This window comes from Arenibacter palladensis (assembly GCF_900129275.1).
Classification (GTDB): Bacteria; Bacteroidota; Bacteroidia; order Flavobacteriales; family Flavobacteriaceae; genus Arenibacter; species Arenibacter palladensis.
In genome coordinates this window covers 306,890-324,604 of sequence record NZ_FQUX01000006.1, presented here as the reverse complement: position 1 = coordinate 324,604, position 17,715 = coordinate 306,890, and the positions used below count along the sequence as shown (strand labels likewise).

Genomic DNA, 17,715 nt, shown 5'->3' with positions numbered 1-17,715 from the left:
ATGAATACATTATATAAGATTACAAGTGTACTAATGCTATTTATGGGCACACTTGCCATTAGTGCACAGGACAATAGAACCTTGGACACCAAGGTGGCCGATATTTTGATGCAATTGCCAACGGAAGACCTGGATCATTCGGATCGTTTAATGCAGGAAATAATCGACTTGGGTCAGGATGGGATCCTAAAAATTACGGATAAACTTGTTCCATTAGGGAGCGGGGATGATACCAAAGCCAGGTATGCCATCCAGAGCGTGGCCATTTATAGTGGCGGGGAAGAATCCCTAATTCAGAACGGTGTAGTTGAAAATGCATTGTTAAAGGCACTGGGGTCCGCTTCCAACAATGAGGTAAAGACCTTTTTAATGGATCGATTAATTTATGTGGGAACAGATGTAAGCGTTCCGGTCTTAAGCAAGTATCTACCCAATAACGATCTGTTTAAACCTGCATTGGCCGCTTTAACGGCCATTGGTACCACCGATGCCTCCTTGGCTATTTTGGAAGCCACAGAGATAGGGGACGTAAATAAACAAGCTGCTTTTATTGAGGCTTTGGGAGCCTTGCGATTTGCTCCAGCAGAAGAGGTTTTGAAAGCCATGGTAAATTCATCCTCCAAAATCGTACAACAAAGAGCTTTAATGGCTTTGGCCGAAATAGGAAGTCCAACTTCATATGAGGTATTGGAAAAGGCTGTTGCTGGTTCCAATTATCAATTGGATGATACAAAGAGTATTATAGCCTTTATCCATTATGGCAATAAATTGCAAAAGAAAGGCAATAAAGACCTAAGTAACACCGTGGCCAACGCTTTGCTTAAAAATTGCAAGATTGACAGCCAATTGCATTATCGATCTGCGGGAATTCATATATTGAGTGCCAATGAAGGCCCAGCCTTTACCAAGACTTTGTTGAAGGAATCCAAGAACGGCAATAAGAATTACGTTGGTGCCGTGTTGGATGCCGCTGGTTCGGACCTTTCCTCCACAGAGGTAGCCCTATGGGTAAAACAGTACAAGAAGTCATCTGCTGAAATTAAGCCGCTTATAATTCGGATGCTTGGTAATAGCGAAGAAGCAGTTGTTTTTGATAAGGTTATTTTGAAGGCAGTGGAAGACAAGGATGTTGCTGTACGGGAGGCCGGAATAAAATCCTTATCCTATCAAGATAAGAACAAGGCCTTGCCGGTATTGTTCAACAGTTTAAAATTGGCTACTTCCCCTGAGGAGTATACTGCTGTGGAGGAAACCTTATTGAGATTGTGCGATGCCAAGGATAGTCAATTATTGGCAGGTCATCTTCCCAATGTAAATGAGGCGGGCAAGGAAGTTTTGATAAATGTATTGGCGTCCAGGAATGCCACGGACCAGTTTGATACCCTTGTAGGATATATCGGTACAGGAAGTGAAAATGTGAGTGGAGCCGTATACAAGGCTTTGCCGTCTATTTCATCGGACAAAGACTTTTCAGCCTTAATGAGCCTATTGAACAAAGCCGGTAAATCGGAGAACATAAAAAATGCGCAGCAGGCCATTTTAAATATTCTGGATGCTAGCAATGGCAAATACGCAGATACTGTGTTTAAAGAGTATAAGGTGGCTACGGATAAATCCAAATTGTTGCCGGTATTGGCTTCCTTAAGTAACCAAGAGGCTTTGGAGTTGGTTTCCCAAAGACTTTCTACAGGTAATGACAATGAGAAATTGATCGCCTTGGATGCATTGTCAAGCTGGAAAAATAATGATGCGTTACCATATCTATTTAAGACAGCTACAACTACCACTGACGATGCGATAAGAAAAAATGCCTTTGACAACTATCTTGCCAAGGTGAGGAAATCGGATTATCCAGATGATCAGAAGTTATTACTGGTTAGGAAATTGATGCCGGAGGCCAAAACCCTTGCAGAAAAGAAGCAGGTACTTTCCGCAGTACGAAATGTAAAAACCTTCCTTTCCTTAATTTTTGTTTCGGAATATTTAAATGACGAGGAGCTTGTGACTACGGCATCAAATGTAGCAATTGCCATTGCTTTGCCAACTCCTGGTAAACAGGATGGTTTAAGCGGTGAAGTGGTTAGGGATATAGTGTCCAAAAGTATCGATAACCTTACAGGTCCGGATAGTCAGTATATAAAAATTGATGTAAAGGAGTTTTTAGATAAAATGCCATCGGATAAAGGCTTCGTGGCCATCTTTAATGGTAAGGACTTTAAGGGATGGGAAGGATTGGTGAAAAACCCAATTGCACGTTCCAAAATGTCCGCAAGAAAATTGGCGGCCGAACAGGCCAAGGCGAATGAGCAGATGATGAAGGATTGGTATATAGAAAACGGTGTTATCGGTTTTAAAGGGGAAGGATATAACAATATCTGTACCATCAAGGATTATGGCGATTTTGAAATGATCGTAGATTGGAAGATTACCAATGGTGGTGATAGCGGTATTTATTTGAGGGGTACTCCACAGGTTCAAATATGGGATATTGCAAGAGTAGATGTAGGTGCCCAAGTGGGGTCTGGTGGTTTGTACAACAATCAGAAGCATGAGAGCAAACCGTTACAGGTGGCCGATAACCCTATAGATGAATGGAATACTTTTAGAATTAAAATGGTTGGTGAACGCGTTACGGTACATTTAAATGGTGTTTTGGTAACGGACAATGTGGTCTTGGAAAACTATTGGGATCGCAAGCAGGCTATTTTTGCCAAAGAGGCCATTGAATTACAGGCGCATGGGGAAGACCTAGGGTTTAGGAATATTTATGTAAGGGAAATTGGTTCTGGCGATGAACAGTTGACTGAAGAAGAAAAGAAGGAAGGTTTTAAATCTTTATTGAATGGGAAGGATCTTGATCATTGGGTAGGAAATAAGACCGACTATGTCATGGAAAATAATGAGCTTTTGGTACGCCCTAAAAGAGGTGGACACGGCAACTTGTTTACGGCAGAAGAATATTCGGATTTCATTTTCAGGTTCGATTTTAAATTGACCCCTGGTGCCAATAACGGTTTGGGTATTCATGCTCCCTTAAAAGGTGATGCCGCCTATGAAGGTAAAGAATTGCAGATTTTGGACGATACTGCTGAAATTTATGCCAATCTAAAGCCTTACCAATACCATGGGTCCGTATATGGTATTATTGCAGCCAAAAGAGGAGCCCTTAACCCGGTAGGGGAGTGGAATTCACAAGAGGTAATCGTTAAGGGAAATCACATTAAAATAACCTTGAATGGTACCGTCATTGTGGATGGGGATTGGAAAGAAGCGTCCAAGAACGGGACGGCAGACCATAAGGAACACCCAGGCCTGGAAAGAAATACAGGACATATTGGTTTCTTGGGGCATGGTGCCGAACTTGCCTTTAGAAATATTAGAATAAAGGATTTGAGCAAATAATTTGATTGATTATTTATATGCCGGGAGTTTTGGATAGGTATTATCCTAAGCTTCCGGCTTTTTTTATGGTAGTAATCCAAGTTGTATGGACAACAAGGTCCTAAAGCAATGATTCGTCAGAGATTTATATTGCTGAAATACTTTGATAGGAAAACTAAAAGCTCATACGGAAACTAAAGTTGGGTGTAATGCCCAATGATACCCTTTCTATCGTTTCAATTTCGTTTTGTTCATTTATCCTGTAATAGATATTCAGGATATTTTTTTTGTTCAAAAGGTTCAAGACGGAAGCACCTACGGACGATTTAATTCCCTTGCTTATCTTAAAGTTGTAGATAAAAGACGCATCGGCCCTGAGGTAGGCTGGGAGTCTGCTACTGTTGGGATCCTCATAGTTGATTTGGTTGGGGAAAACATTCAGGATTATAGAATTGTTGCCCTCTTGTGGCTTGGTGTAGGGTCTTCCCGTATGATAATTGGCTCCAAGTCCCATTCTAAAACTTTTGTAAGTATAGGTGCCGGCAAAGGTTATGGTGTGCCTAATGTCCAAATTGTTGGGAAACTGGTTGGGCGTTATATTCTCAAAAGTGTAATTATTGGTGTTATAGGCATAACTGAGCCATGTGCTATAGGTTGCTGTTTTTTTGTTTATCAAGAACTCGATTCCAGATACATCGTATTTTCCTATTTCACCGCTAAATTGATCCTGGTTTTGAAATCCCTGTGTGGCTGTACTTATACCGTCCACCTTTTTGTAAAACCCTTCAACGCCTACATAGAGTGTATTTTTGTCATAGTTTAGCCCAAGGGATATTTGTTTACTTTTTGTAATGGGCAGTATTTCATTGTCCGAAAGTATCCATCGCCTTTTCTCAATCCCCAGAAAATTTTGTTCCAGATCTATTATTTGGTTTGTGGTCTGACTTTTAAATTCTCCCAACAATTCGGTCTTAAGACCGTCTGTTAAGGTGTAATTTAAATTTAGTCTTGGTTCCAGTATAACTTCATCAAATGTTTTAAAGGTTTTTAGGTTTTTAATGTAATTAAGCCTAAGTCCGCCTCTGGCATTGAACTTTTCATTTTTCGATCTATAATCCAATTCTGAAAATAGGGAATGGGTCATTATAACCCCCTTTATATTGCTTCTATATGCAGGTTGGGTAACTTGGGTAAAGTTGGTTATACCTACCTCATTGAGTTGATATCCGTTCAGCCAATTAAGGTTCGGGTTCAAGTTATAATTGGTATTCAACTTTATTGCCTTTTCCAAAACCTGGTTGCTTTGAAAAAGCTGTTGGGATGGTGAAGGAATGTTTTGGGAATCCAAATTGTAACGGGTGTAATACAGGTTTAAATGGGTGCTCCATCTCGGCGTCCATGTACTTTCCAAGCTTCCCCCAAAGGAAAGATTGGTCTGTTCCAATAGGCTTTTAGCAGTGCCATCCTCAGTTTTTTCAGTGTATTTAAGATGGTTGTTGGTATTGATAAAACTCAGTCTTGCCTTTTGATTTTCATTGATGTCGTAAAGCAGTTTTCCCGTAAAATCATAGAAATAAAAATCCTCGTCCCTAACTATATTTTCAGGATTGGAGGGGTTGTTGTTATTTTCCTTGACCTCGCTGTCCTGGAACACTTTATCGAAAAACCGATTGTAAGTTGGGGTATTTATAAAATCTGTGGTAGAACGCCTTCCCGAAAACTGAACGGAAACTTTCTCGGAAAGGGGTAGTTGACCAAAAATATCGCCACTTAATAAATTAAATCCGGCCCCGCCAACAAATGAATCGCTGATATTGTTTCTGGTATTTATATTTATTACACTGCTTACGCCATCCCCATATTGTACGCTGGTTCCATTTTTAATGATGTTAACGTTTTCGATCAAATAGGGATTAAAGGCAGAGATCAAACCAAAAAAATGACCTGAATGGTACATTTTTATTCCATCCCACAACACTAAATTCTGATCGTTGGTGCCTCCTCTAACATTAATATCGGACACGGTCTCATCTACACTCTTAATTCCAGGCAAGGCTTGTATGGTCTGCAGTACATCGGGTTCTATAAGACCTGGTAGAATTCCAAATTTGTCTGTATTAAGTTCAATGCTGGCATCGGGTTCTTTGGTAATACCGGTGGTAAGAAATTGATATACCACAACCTCTTCCAATTCCTGATAATTGGGGGACAGTAAAATGGTCTTACAGGGATTGTTGCCGGCCAGTTCTTCCGCGCTTATAAATTTGGTCTTAAACCCAAGGTGTTTAATCGCGATATTGGCATTTCTGGGTACCGCATTTATTGAGAACTGTCCTTCCAGATCCGTAATTTGGGATATATTACTGCCCAGAACCTGCACAGTGGCATTCATGATGGTGCTGTTCTCAAAATTGTCTACCACATTGGCACAGATATCCACGAACTTGCTTTTGGATATGGCAAAATAGCGGTCGTTTAATTTAGTAATGTCCAGCAGGGTCTGTTTGCGGAGTTCTTCCAGTATTTGGGGTAGTGAAGTGGTATCCGGAATTGAAAACTGCAACTGCCCCAAGTCTTGGTCTACATAGGAGAACTTAATGTTGTACTCCCGTTCCAGTTTTTCCAAATAGCTAATTAAATTTACTTTTTGAACACTATTTTCTTGTGCCCAATTGGAATAAGGAATCAGTAGAAACAAAAATAGGGCAATGAGAAATACAACGTATTTATGGTGTTTCAGCATAGAACAGCACTTTATTCCCCTCTAATTTAAATTTGACCTGAGAAGGAGTACTTATACTTTGCAACGCTAATACTTTGTCCGTATTGCTAAAGGACCCTGTAAATAATTGATCGGTGTCGATATTTTCGGTAGCGACCTCAATATTAAATTGTCTTTCAAATTCATCCAAAACAAATTTCAAGGGAATACTCTTAAAGCTACTTTCGTTCCTGATCCAAGATGGTTCCGTTGTGTTCGGAATTGCCATAGCCTGCAATTCCCCATTAATAACCACCAGGGAATTACCGGCGGGAAGTTTAATATCTTCCTTGTTGTAGGTAACGCTTACCAAACCTTCGTAACAGGCCACTTCGAAATATCCTTTTCTATTTTCTACATTAAATTGGGTGCCCAGAACGGTAACGGTTCCGCTCTCTGTAGTTACGGTAAAACGCTTTCCTTTTGCCACTTTAAAAAAGGCTTCCCCTTGCAGCGATATATCCCTTTTTTTGGACCAATTTTTTTCGCTGTACGAAAGTTGGGAATCGGCATTTAGTTGAACCTCAGATGCATCCGGAAGCACTATTTGGGCTCTTTCTGCATATTGTGTACTTATTTTTTCGTCTAAATTGCCATAATATAAAAAGGAGGCAACAAAAATTAGGGCTATGGCAGCAGCGATGCCCATGTATTTTTTATAGGCATGAAGTTTAATTACCTTGCCTTTAGAGTTGTCCTTGTTTTTCTTAAGGTTCTCCCAAGCCTTGGCCATGTCAAAGTCTGGCGCTGCCAAATTATTGGTGGCCTCCCGTAGTTTTAAATACGAGGCATATTCTTTGGACTCCTTAAATTCAGCCAACTCCTCTTTCGTGAGTTCGTTGTTGAGCCATTTTGCCAAATAATTTTCTTGCATGGTTTCTAGCTTTATATAGGTATAACAATCAAAAAAGAAAATACCCTACTTTTAAATCAACATTTATTATTGGTATTGAGTTTTTAATATTGAGTACTGGGATTGGGACTGCAGATTTTAATGAAAATTATTAATTCCATTTAACATAAAACAATCCAATTGTCCATTTACTCCTTACTAAATACTTTGTACTCATTACCGTTCTTTATATTCCTTCAATCTGTTCCCTAAGCGTTTTTAGGGCCAGGTGCATTCTTTTTTCTATGGCTTTTACGCTTACACCTTCCATATCGGCTATTTCCGCATATTTCTTTCCATCGATCCTATTTAATAGAAAGGTGGTACGTTGGTTTTCGGGCAAAGCTGCCAAAGCGCGTTCCAATTTTTCTTTATATTCCTGTTCTTCCAATATAAAGTCTGGGGATTCATTTACCACAGCACTGGTGTCAGGGGCGTATTTTAATCTAACTTTTTCGGCCTTTAGAACATTCAGATATAAATTGTTGGCAATGGTATATACATAGGACTTTGCTTTATCCGGGGCAACCTTGGAACAGTTTTCCCATAATTTTATAAAAGCTTCCTGTACAACATCATACGCTTTTTCTTCATTGCCAAACTTATAATATATATAGTTAAAGACCGTTTTGGAATAAGTGCTGAAGATTGAGGCGTAAACGTCATCCTTGCATACATGTTCTTCTTTGATAGCTTTCAAGCCTGCTTGTTTTTAATTTTTTTCAAAGATATTTTAAAAAAAACGAAAAATTGGGTAGGGTATTTTAAAAGTGAGTTGTTTTAGAGATATACGAACAAATAAAAACCAAATCGTTATGAAAAAGTTTATGTCATATTTAATGTTCTCGAGCCTACTTCTTGTAGCATTAAGTTTTACTTCCTGTCAGGAGGAATTTGAAGAATTGCCTGGTGAGGATAGCCAGGAAGCCATATTGGCAAGTTCCAGTACGGCACAATTAATAAAAAGAACTTCCTCTAAAGATGGTTCCTATGATAATATCGTGGATGGAGCCAGTTGTTTTGCCATCAACTTTCCTTATGTGGTAAATGTAAATGGCTTGGAGATCAATATCTATGCTGTTGAAGATTTAAAGCTGATAAAGCAAATTTTTAATGAAGTAGAGGTAGATGATGATATCTTGGAAATTATTTTCCCTATACAGATAACTTTATCGGATTATACCGAAATAACCATAACTAGTAAGGAACAACTACGTGAGAGAGTAGAGGAATGTATTGAAGGTGGGGATGACGATGACATAGAATGTATAGATTTTGTGTATCCTATCGTAGTGTATTCCTTTGATATTAATCTGCAGCAAACCGGTAATGTAACTGTGCAAAATGATATGCAATTAAGACGTTATTTTGCTGAGCGTGGAGATGATGATCTTCTGAGTTTTGATTTCCCAATTACCTTGGAGTTATATGATGATACCAAGGTTAGTGTAAGTAATAATGCTGAATTGGCCAATGCTATTGAAACAGCCAAAAGCGAATGTGATGAGGATGATGATGACGATTATGATGATGACTTTACCCAAGAGCGTTTGGAAGAATATCTTGTTGCCTGCCCCTGGTTGGTGAATGAAGTAATAAGGGCCAATGTGGACAACACAGGTCAGTATTTTGATTATGTAATGAATTTTACCGAAGACGGAAGTGTGGTAATGAAAGATAGGGTCGGTAACAGTTTAATGGGAACCTGGAGTACCAGAATTGGGGAGAACAGGGTATTGCTGAAGTTGGAGTTTGAGGCTTTGGCCGATTTTGATCTGGAGTGGTTTGTTTATGATCTGGAAGATGGTAAAATTAAATTGTATGCCGGTGAAGGAGAGAAGATCATTATGAAAAAGGCATGTGGTATCGTAGACAATACACCAGATACCTTGAGGGAAATTTTGAAGGAATGTAGCTGGGTCATTAAAAAAGTAAAGCTGAACAACGAGGATGTTGATAGGCTTTTAGGATATGAGTTTAGTTTTCATGCAGAAGGAGTGGTCACTTTAAGCAACGAGTCCAATATTTCCGAAGGAACATGGGCTATCACTACCAATGCCCAAGGACGTTTGGTAATGGCCATTACCATGGGAGACGAGCCAGGGGTAAGCTTTGAATGGTTGTTGTCCGATCTTAGGGACGAACGCTTAGGGTTTAGTATTGAGGATTCCAATTATGAACTTATTTTGGAAAGGGTTTGTGATAATAATTCCGATGATGACGATGTTGCCGAAATAAGAAATATAATGATGGGCGGGGAATGGATGATTGCAAAATATACAGAGGGCGATAATGATGAAACCCAGAATTATGCTGCTTTTACCTTTGCATTCCAGGCCGAACTTGCCGTTAATGTTACAACGGGTGAAACCGGACCTACCTATCCAGGGCTTTGGAGAATAATCAGGGATAGTGAAGGAGAATTGAAATGTTATCTTAATTTTGGTTTGGCCACTGCTATGCAGGTCTTAATGGATGACTGGAAAATTGTTTCCATAACCAATGAACGTATAGAGTTAAAGATGATTAATGAGAACGGCATAGAGGTTCTCGTTTTCGAAAAGAAATAAAAATTTTGCCCCAATTTTTGGAAAAGGGTGGCTTCTTCAGGAAGCTGCCCTTTTTTTGCATTTATATTTTTCATCCCAAGCTTCACACTTACGGCAGTTATTCTTAAATTTGCGCTTTCCTGATAATACAGTAAGACTATGTTTGATAATTTAAGTGAAAAGTTGGATAAGGCGTTACATGTTCTAAAAGGACATGGACAAATTACAGAGATCAATGTTGCGGAAACCTTAAAGGAGGTGCGTAGGGCACTTTTGGATGCGGATGTCAACTTTAAAATTGCCAAGGAGTTTACCAACAAGGTTAAGGAAAAGGCATTGGGACAGGATGTGTTGACCTCCCTTCAACCTGGCCAGTTAATGGTAAAATTGGTCAAGGATGAACTTACGGAGCTCATGGGCGGAGACGCCGAAGGCATCAATTTGTCCGGTACACCCTCCGTAATCCTAATGTCCGGTTTGCAGGGTTCGGGTAAAACTACCTTTTCGGGAAAATTGGCCAATTATCTTAAGACCAAAAAGACTAAAAAACCATTGTTGGTGGCCTGTGATGTATATAGGCCTGCAGCCATAGACCAATTGCATGTTGTTGGGGAACAGATTGGCGTTGAGGTTTTTTCGGACAGGGGGAATAATGATCCCGTTGCCATCTCAAAAGCTGGTATTGCCCATGCAAAGGCCAATGGATTTAACGTAGTTATTATAGATACGGCAGGTCGTTTGGCTGTGGATGAGCAAATGATGAATGAAATTGCCAATATCCATAAAGCCATTCAGCCTCAGGAAACCCTGTTTGTGGTGGATTCCATGACTGGTCAGGATGCTGTTAATACCGCCAAATCATTTAACGATGTTCTTAACTTTGATGGGGTAATACTAACAAAGTTGGATGGTGATACCCGTGGTGGTGCGGCCATTTCAATTAAGTCGGTTGTAAACAAACCCATTAAGTTTATAGGTACTGGGGAAAAGATGGATGCCATAGATGTCTTCTACCCTTCCCGTATGGCCGAGAGAATTCTTGGTATGGGAGATGTAGTTTCTTTGGTGGAAAGGGCTCAGGAACAGTTTGATGAGGAAGAGGCCAGAAAAATCCAGAAGAAGATAGCCAAGAACAAATTTGGTTTCGATGACTTTTTAAGCCAGATCCAGCAGATAAAAAAGATGGGGAGTCTTAAAGACCTTATGGGGATGATCCCAGGTGCTGGAAAGGCATTAAAAGGTTTGGATATAGATGATGACGCCTTTAAACATATAGAGGCCATTATACATTCCATGACCCCGGATGAACGATCTACGCCTGCCAAATTAAATGCTAGCCGTAAAAAGCGGATAGCCAAAGGCAGTGGTACCAGCATTCAGGAAATAAATCAATTGTTGAAGCAATTTGATCAAATGAGCAAGATGATGAAGATGATGCAGGGCGGCGGCGGCAAAAAGATGATGCAGATGATGGGGGCCATGAAGGGGATGAAATAATATTATTTAAGGTTCAAGGTTCAAGGTTCAAGGTTCCTTGTGCAAATGAGATGTCCTAATGGCAAAGGTTGAAAGGTTTGAAGATTTGGAAATATGGCAGTTGGCTCGGGGGATAGGATAAATATTTTATCAGCAAGTTGACAGATGCTGATAGTGAAAATTCGGAAACCCAGGTTTGGTTGAAATTTACCGAATCTTGTCAAAATATATCAGCTGTTGATAAAAAGGAACCTTATTGAAGGAAGTTTGGAAACAGGACGATTATTACAATACATGATTAACAACCCGGGCAAGTATGGTGTTTAAGGGACTGCCAATGGCCACTGGGAATTGAATACTAAATAAAATGGAATTACTGGACGGTAAAAAAGTATCGAATCAAATTAAGGAGGAAATAGCCGCAGAGGTGGCTAAAATGAGGGAGCGCGGAGAAAAGGTGCCACATTTGGCGGCAGTTATCGTCGGAAATGACGGAGCCAGTCTAACCTATGTTGGTAGCAAGGTAAGGTCTTGTGAGAAAGTAGGATTCGAATCTACCTTGGTGCAATTGCCAAGCACCACTTCGGAGCAGGAATTGTTGAACAAGATAGAAGAACTTAATCAGGATGAGGATATAGACGGATTTATTGTCCAATTGCCCTTGCCAGAGCAAATTAATACACAACGTGTTCTATTGGCGGTTGATCCAGATAAGGATGTGGACGGATTCCACCCTACCAATTTTGGTAAAATGGCCTTGGATATGAGTACTTTTATTCCGGCCACACCTTTTGGTATATTGGAGCTATTGGAAAGGTACAAGGTAGAAACTAAGGGGAAACATACCGTGGTCATTGGTCGTAGCCATATAGTGGGTAGACCAATGAGCATACTTATGGGAAGAAAAGGTTGGCCTGGAAACTCTACGGTAACCTTGACGCATAGCCATACAAAAAATATTACCCAGATAATTTCGCAGGCCGATATCGTTATTTCCGCCTTGGGAGTACCCAACTTTTTAAAAGCCGAAATGGTAAAGGATGATGCCGTAATCATAGATGTGGGTATTACCAGAGTGCCGGACGAAACCAAAGAAAAGGGTTATTATATAACAGGGGATGTAGATTTTGAAAATGTGAGCAAGAAGGCCTCTTACATTACTCCGGTTCCTGGAGGTGTAGGGCCAATGACTATTGCCATGTTGTTGAAAAATACCCTGTTGGCTCGGGAAAGGCATAGAAGCCAAAAATAATGCACGGAAGACCGCAATTCATTTCATCTGCGGTTTTTTTGCTTTTACTTAGATACCCACTAGGTGCTTTGAAAATGTAGCCGCCTATGATTGTTTTATGAACATGTGGGGGCCTGGTCTTGGCAAGGCAAGGAGAGGCAGAAGTATTTATTTATTGGTTAAAAACCGTATATTACCCTTATCTTATCAGCAGCATGCAAGAAACTCAAAGCCTTAGCCTGGAACCCTTTTTTAATCTTTCAATGGATTTATTGTGTATAGCCGGTTATGATGGCTATTTTAAAAAAATAAATCCCGCTGTGGTAAAACTTTTAGGTTATTCGGAAGAGGAATTGTTCTCTAGGCCAATTAGGGAATTTATCTATGAAGAAGATAGGGATCTTACCGCTAGGTACAGGGAGAATTTGAAAAATAACCTGCCCTTGGTTAATTATGAAAACAGATACGTCTGTAAATCAGGGGAGATTGTATGGTTGCATTGGACTTCCATACCGTTGGATGATGAGAATTTGGTGTATGCCATCGCCAAAAATATTACCCACAAAAAGAAATTGGAAAAGGAGCGCATAGAGCATCTGATAAACTTGGTGGATAAGAACCAAGAGCTAAAGCGGCTCAATTATACCACATCCCATGATTTAAGGTCTCCAGTGAACAATCTACTGTCTATATTCGGGTTTTTGGATGTTAGTAAAATTGATGACCATGAAATATTGGAAACCCTGGATTATATGAAGATGGCCACCGAGGGCCTTAATAGATCCCTAAACAAGTATGTAGATCTATTAAGTAAGAAAGACAACTCTAACATTGAGTTGGAAGAAGTGGATTTTGAATCTATACTCAAACAGGTCAAGACATCCATCAGTTCCCTGTTGGTCAATGCCAATGTAACGTTTAAGGTCGATTTTTCAGCCTTAAAGGGAGTAAGGCATAATGTGAATTATTTGGAAAGTGTTTTTCTGAACCTGATGACCAATTCCATAAAATATGCAAAGCCAGATGTGCCACCCGTTATTTCCATAACATCACGGATATTGGAGGATAGGAAACAGTTGGTCTATACGGACAACGGACTTGGTTTTGATATGGATAAAGTTGGTGACAAGATCTTTGGATTAAATCAAAAATTCCACCATAATGGGGATAGTAAAGGGGTAGGTCTATATTTGGTGTACAATCACATAACAAACCTAGGGGGTAAAATCTCCGTAGATAGTGCTGTTGATAAGGGTACTACGTTTACCATTACCTTTAAATAACGTGCCAATAACCATTCCGTTTTGGTTGTTGGCGCACTGTAGAATTTGGACAAAAGAGATTTAATAAAGGTTGGGTAGCCTTTAAATAAATCTCTTTTTGATGTTTTTATCAGATGATGTTAAAGCACTTGCTCGGTCTGAGCATTGTCCGTTGGGGTAAGGACATCAATTTTTTCTTCATCTTCGTCGTTGGTACAACTGCTGATGGTTAGGGCACAAAATAGGAATGTGGCTAAATAGATTATTTTTTTCATGAGTTCAGATTTTAGTAGGTGTGTCTAAATTCAATTTAATGCTATAACGTTCAATTCGCATTTTTGTTTTGTAGCTATTTGTGTTTCAGACGGGCATAAAAAGGATGTCTGCCCAATTTGGGGTTTATAATTTATAAATCGAGCCGTTTTAGAGCTGTGTTTAATTTATTTTGATTAATTTTTAGGTCACAAAACTGGCGGGATTGAATGAAAAAATTTCTTAGGTACACTTTGGCCATTGTGCTCTTTCTATTCTTCTTGGCAACCTTTATTGTATCCCCCATTTTGGACAAGCAGATGAACCTTGTTGAATATAACGATCCAAGGCAACTGGGGACCGAAGCAAAAGAATTATATAATTCACTGGAGTTTATAGCCGACTTGCACTGCGACGCTTTACTATGGGATAGGGACTTGACAAAAAAGTTGGATTATGCCCATTTGGATTTTCCGCGAATGCAACAGGCAAATATGAGCTTGCAGGCGTTTACCATTGTTACCAAATCTCCCAAAGGGCAGAATTTTAAGCAGAATAGTGCGGACGCCTTCGATAAGATTACGATGTTGAATTTCGTACAGGGCCGACTGCCGGATAAGTGGTTTAGTCTTTATAAGCGGGCCGTGTATCAGGCGAGGGCTTTGCAGGATTATCAAGAGAAGTATGCCGGCAAGTTCCTTTTGGTGAAATCACGCCAAGATTTAAAAGATTTGATCGAATTAAAAAAAACAGACCCTGAGGTAATCGGAGGTTTCTTAGGGATTGAAGGGGCACATTGTTTGGAAGGGAATTTGGACAACCTACAAAATCTTTATTACGAAGGGGTTAGAATGATGGCTCCCACGCATTTTTTTGATAATGAACTTGGAGGTTCTGCACACGGTATTTCCGGGGCAGGGCTTACCGATTTTGGCCGGGAGGTAATCCATGAGATGAACCGCTTGGGGGTTATAATAGATTTGGCACATGTCTCCCCAAAAATGATAGATGAAATTTTGGACCTAACTACACGGCCGGTCCTGGTGTCGCACACTGGCGTTAAAGGGACCAAGGATAGCCCCCGGAATATTTCCGACCACCATATCAATAGAATTGCTGCCTCTGGCGGACTAATAGGAATTGGATTCTTTAGGGGAGCTATAAAAGGGGAGATTAAGCACATTGTGGAGGCCATGAAGTATGTGCGTGATCTAGTCGGTATTGAGCATGTGGCCCTAGGTTCCGATTTTGACGGGGCGGCCACAACGCCTATTGATGTTACCGGCCTTCCCTTTATTGTTCAGGAATTGATGAACCAAGGATTTTCTGAATCGGAGATCAGAGCCATTATGGGGGAGAATGTTAGGCGGTTCTTAATGGGGCAATTACCGTAGTATTGGGTCGGTTTTCATTTAAATCCTGATTAAAGGATGCAATTTTCCCCACTTCAACTTTATCTTTTGAATCTTTTATATATCTTCGATAATTGGGAAAATTATAAATAATATGCACTATTACATATCCCATATGGGGAAAGTGCAGAAAATAAATTAAGAAATGATAATAGAGCCTAGAACACGCGGATTTATTTGCCTTACCTCCCATCCTAAAGGATGTGAACAAAATGTTATTGATCAAATTGAATATATAAAATCCAAGGGAGCCATTGACGGGGCCAAAAAAGTATTGGTAATAGGAGCTTCCACTGGTTTCGGCCTGGCATCCAGGATTACCAGTGCCTTTGGATCCGGAGCTTCTACCATAGGGGTGTTTTTTGAAAAACCACCCGCAGAGGGCAGGCCGGCCTCACCAGGTTGGTACAACAGTGCGGCCTTTGAAAAAGAGGCACATAAGGCAGGGTTGTACGCCAAAAGTATAAACGGGGACGCATTTTCCAATGAAATAAAAAAGCAAACCTTAGATCTGATCAAAGCGGATTTGGGACAAGTGGATATGGTTATTTACAGTTTGGCTTCACCGGTAAGGACGCATCCGGATACTGGGGTAAGATATAAATCGGTCCTAAAGCCAATAGGAGATAAATTTCAAAACAAAACAGTGGACTTTCATACCGGGGTAGTATCCGAAGTGTCCATAGAACCGGCCCAAGGGGATGATATAGACAATACTGTGGCCGTCATGGGAGGTGAAGACTGGAAAATGTGGATCGATGCCTTGAAAAACGAAGGGCTGCTTGCAGAAGGATTTACTACGATAGCCTACTCCTATATTGGCCCTTCACTTACGGAAGCCGTGTATAGAAAAGGTACCATTGGTCGTGCCAAGGATCATTTGGAGGCTACGGCTTTTACCATATCGGACAGTTTAAAACCATTAAATGGGAAAGCTTATGTTTCCGTAAATAAGGCATTGGTAACCCAGGCAAGTTCTGCCATACCTGTAATTCCGCTATACATATCCCTATTGTACAAGGTAATGAAGGAAGAAGGTATACATGAAGGCTGTATAGAGCAAATCCAACGTTTGTTCCAAGATCGGTTGTATGCGGACACAACGCCTACAGATGATGAGGGAAGGATACGTATAGATGATTGGGAAATGCGTGCAGATGTGCAGGCCAGGGTAGCAGAACTTTGGAAGGAGGCCACTACGGAAACCTTGCCTAAAATTGGTGACCTTAAGGGTTATGAAAAAGATTTCTTCAATTTGTTCGGGTTTATGGTAGAAGGGGTGGATTATGATGAGGACGTGAATGAATTAGTGGAAATTCCTGGGCTTCAGTAAATTTTTGTCTCCCTTACCCAATCATAAATTTATACTGCTTCGGTAGAAATTTGATAAATATGCGAAACAATCTATTATTGCTATGTATGCTAATGTGCCTGGCCGTCTCCAACGCGCAGACTGGAAAGGTATTTGACGCACTCACAATGAAGAGTGAAATCCTAAAAAGTGAAAGGAAATTTGCCGTATATCTGCCACCGGATTACGAAACTTCCAATAGGAGTTACCCTGTGTTGTATTTGTTGCACGGTGCTGGTGATGATCAAACGGGTTGGGTGCAATTTGGAGAGGTGTTGCGCCTTACGGATAACGCCATTAAAGAGGGCAAGGCTACTCCTATGGTTATTGTTATGCCGGACGCCAACACGGGAACCAGGGGATATTTTAATTCCATTAAAGGGGACTGGAGGTATGAGGATTTCTTTTTTGATGAGTTAATACCCTATGTAGAGAAGAAGTATCGCATTAAGGGGGAGAAACGCTATAGGGCCATAGCCGGACTTTCCATGGGAGGCGGTGGATCGTTTATGTACGCGTTGCGCCATCCTGAGCTGTTTTCTTCGGCCTGTCCTTTAAGTGCCTATATCGGGGCCTTAAGCTTGGACGATTTTAAACAAAGACTTAAAAGTAATAATGAGAGTTATGAAGATGGCCTTGTAAGTGCCTATTATGAAAAGCACAATGCCCTATCCCTGATACGGGATTCATCCCTGGAAGATTTAAAATCGGTTAGATGGTATATAGATTGTGGGGACGATGATTTTCTTTATGAAGGCAATAGTTTAGTGCACATTGCCATGAAAAAGAAAGAGGTGCCCCATGAATATAGGGTCAGGGAAGGACGTCATAGTTGGACCTATTGGCGGGAGTCACTTCCTGCGGTTCTGGAGTTTGTATCCGATGCCTTCCATCAGTATTGATGTATAAATAGGGTGAGTTCGATTGATTTTAATTGTGTATGAGTGGCTTAGTGTAATGTTGTCCGGTCGAGCCTGCCCGTTCCGTTCAGGCGGGCGCAGTCCAGACCTCATTGTAAAGCCGTAATTGTCAATAACCTCTCGACTGTGCTAGAGAAGACAGAGCATTAACTTAAATAGATTGGTCTTTAGGTATTTGTATTTAATTTTAAATTAAACTCACATTAACTAGTATCCGGGATTTCTCGG

12 protein-coding genes are annotated in these 17,715 nt (G+C 40.4%); 8 read left to right on the top strand and 4 right to left on the bottom strand.

From position 1 onward, the window contains the following. A complete protein-coding gene (locus BUA60_RS16890) occupies nt 1-3,402 on the top strand; it encodes a DUF1080 domain-containing protein (RefSeq protein WP_072863713.1) in 3,402 nt (1,133 codons plus the stop codon). A 154-nt stretch (nt 3,403-3,556) separates the two neighbouring features. On the opposite strand, the gene BUA60_RS16885 is transcribed toward BUA60_RS16890, so the two are convergent. From BUA60_RS16885 to BUA60_RS16875, 3 genes are all read right to left on the bottom strand, one after another. Further along, a complete protein-coding gene (locus tag BUA60_RS16885) occupies nt 3,557-6,124 on the bottom strand; it encodes a TonB-dependent receptor (protein ID WP_072863711.1) in 2,568 nt (855 codons plus the stop codon). Beyond that, nucleotides 6,108-7,016 (bottom strand): FecR family protein, encoded by a 909-nt coding sequence (locus BUA60_RS16880; protein WP_072863710.1) that lies wholly within the window; start codon nt 7,014-7,016, stop codon nt 6,108-6,110. The genes BUA60_RS16885 and BUA60_RS16880 overlap by 17 nt, the downstream gene beginning before the upstream one ends. Nucleotides 7,017-7,221: 205 nt before the next feature. After that, on the bottom strand, nt 7,222-7,734 hold the full coding sequence (locus BUA60_RS16875) for an RNA polymerase sigma factor (RefSeq protein ID WP_072863708.1): 513 nt from the start codon (nt 7,732-7,734) through the stop codon (nt 7,222-7,224). 115 nt (nt 7,735-7,849) lie between these two features. Here BUA60_RS16875 and BUA60_RS16870 point away from each other — a divergent pair, with 115 nt between their 5' ends. The 4 genes from BUA60_RS16870 to BUA60_RS16855 all read left to right on the top strand — a co-directional run bounded on the left by BUA60_RS16870 (nt 7,850) and on the right by BUA60_RS16855 (nt 13,573). Next, a complete protein-coding gene (locus tag BUA60_RS16870) occupies nt 7,850-9,604 on the top strand; it encodes a hypothetical protein (RefSeq protein WP_072863706.1) in 1,755 nt (584 codons plus the stop codon). A gap of 138 nt (nt 9,605-9,742) precedes the next feature. Then, nucleotides 9,743-11,080, top strand: coding sequence for a signal recognition particle protein (ffh, locus tag BUA60_RS16865; RefSeq protein ID WP_072863704.1), 1,338 nt, complete (start codon nt 9,743-9,745; stop codon nt 11,078-11,080). Nucleotides 11,081-11,426: 346 nt separating this feature from the next. Further along, nucleotides 11,427-12,311 (top strand): bifunctional 5,10-methylenetetrahydrofolate dehydrogenase/5,10-methenyltetrahydrofolate cyclohydrolase, encoded by an 885-nt coding sequence (locus tag BUA60_RS16860; RefSeq protein ID WP_072863702.1) that lies wholly within the window; start codon nt 11,427-11,429, stop codon nt 12,309-12,311. Nucleotides 12,312-12,505: 194 nt separating this feature from the next. Continuing rightward, the gene (locus tag BUA60_RS16855) at nt 12,506-13,573 is read left to right on the top strand and encodes a sensor histidine kinase (RefSeq protein WP_072863762.1); all 1,068 of its coding nucleotides are present in this window, start codon (nt 12,506-12,508) and stop codon (nt 13,571-13,573) included. Between the two features lie 119 nt (nt 13,574-13,692). Here BUA60_RS16855 and BUA60_RS23400 read toward each other — a convergent pair whose 3' ends face one another. Then, complete coding sequence (locus tag BUA60_RS23400; protein ID WP_262483041.1) at nt 13,693-13,827, bottom strand: hypothetical protein; 135 nt, start codon at nt 13,825-13,827, stop codon at nt 13,693-13,695. A 207-nt stretch (nt 13,828-14,034) separates the two neighbouring features. On the opposite strand from BUA60_RS23400, the gene BUA60_RS16850 reads away from it, so the two are divergent. From BUA60_RS16850 to BUA60_RS16840, 3 genes are all read left to right on the top strand, one after another. Next, the gene (locus tag BUA60_RS16850; RefSeq protein ID WP_072863700.1) at nt 14,035-15,198 is read left to right on the top strand and encodes a dipeptidase; all 1,164 of its coding nucleotides are present in this window, start codon (nt 14,035-14,037) and stop codon (nt 15,196-15,198) included. A 163-nt stretch (nt 15,199-15,361) separates the two neighbouring features. Further along, nucleotides 15,362-16,549, top strand: a complete 1,188-nt coding sequence (gene fabV / locus BUA60_RS16845; protein ID WP_072863698.1) for an enoyl-ACP reductase FabV — start codon at nt 15,362-15,364, stop codon at nt 16,547-16,549. 59 nt (nt 16,550-16,608) lie between these two features. Next, a complete protein-coding gene (locus tag BUA60_RS16840) occupies nt 16,609-17,469 on the top strand; it encodes an alpha/beta hydrolase (protein ID WP_072863696.1) in 861 nt (286 codons plus the stop codon). Nucleotides 17,470-17,715 lie beyond the last annotated feature (246 nt).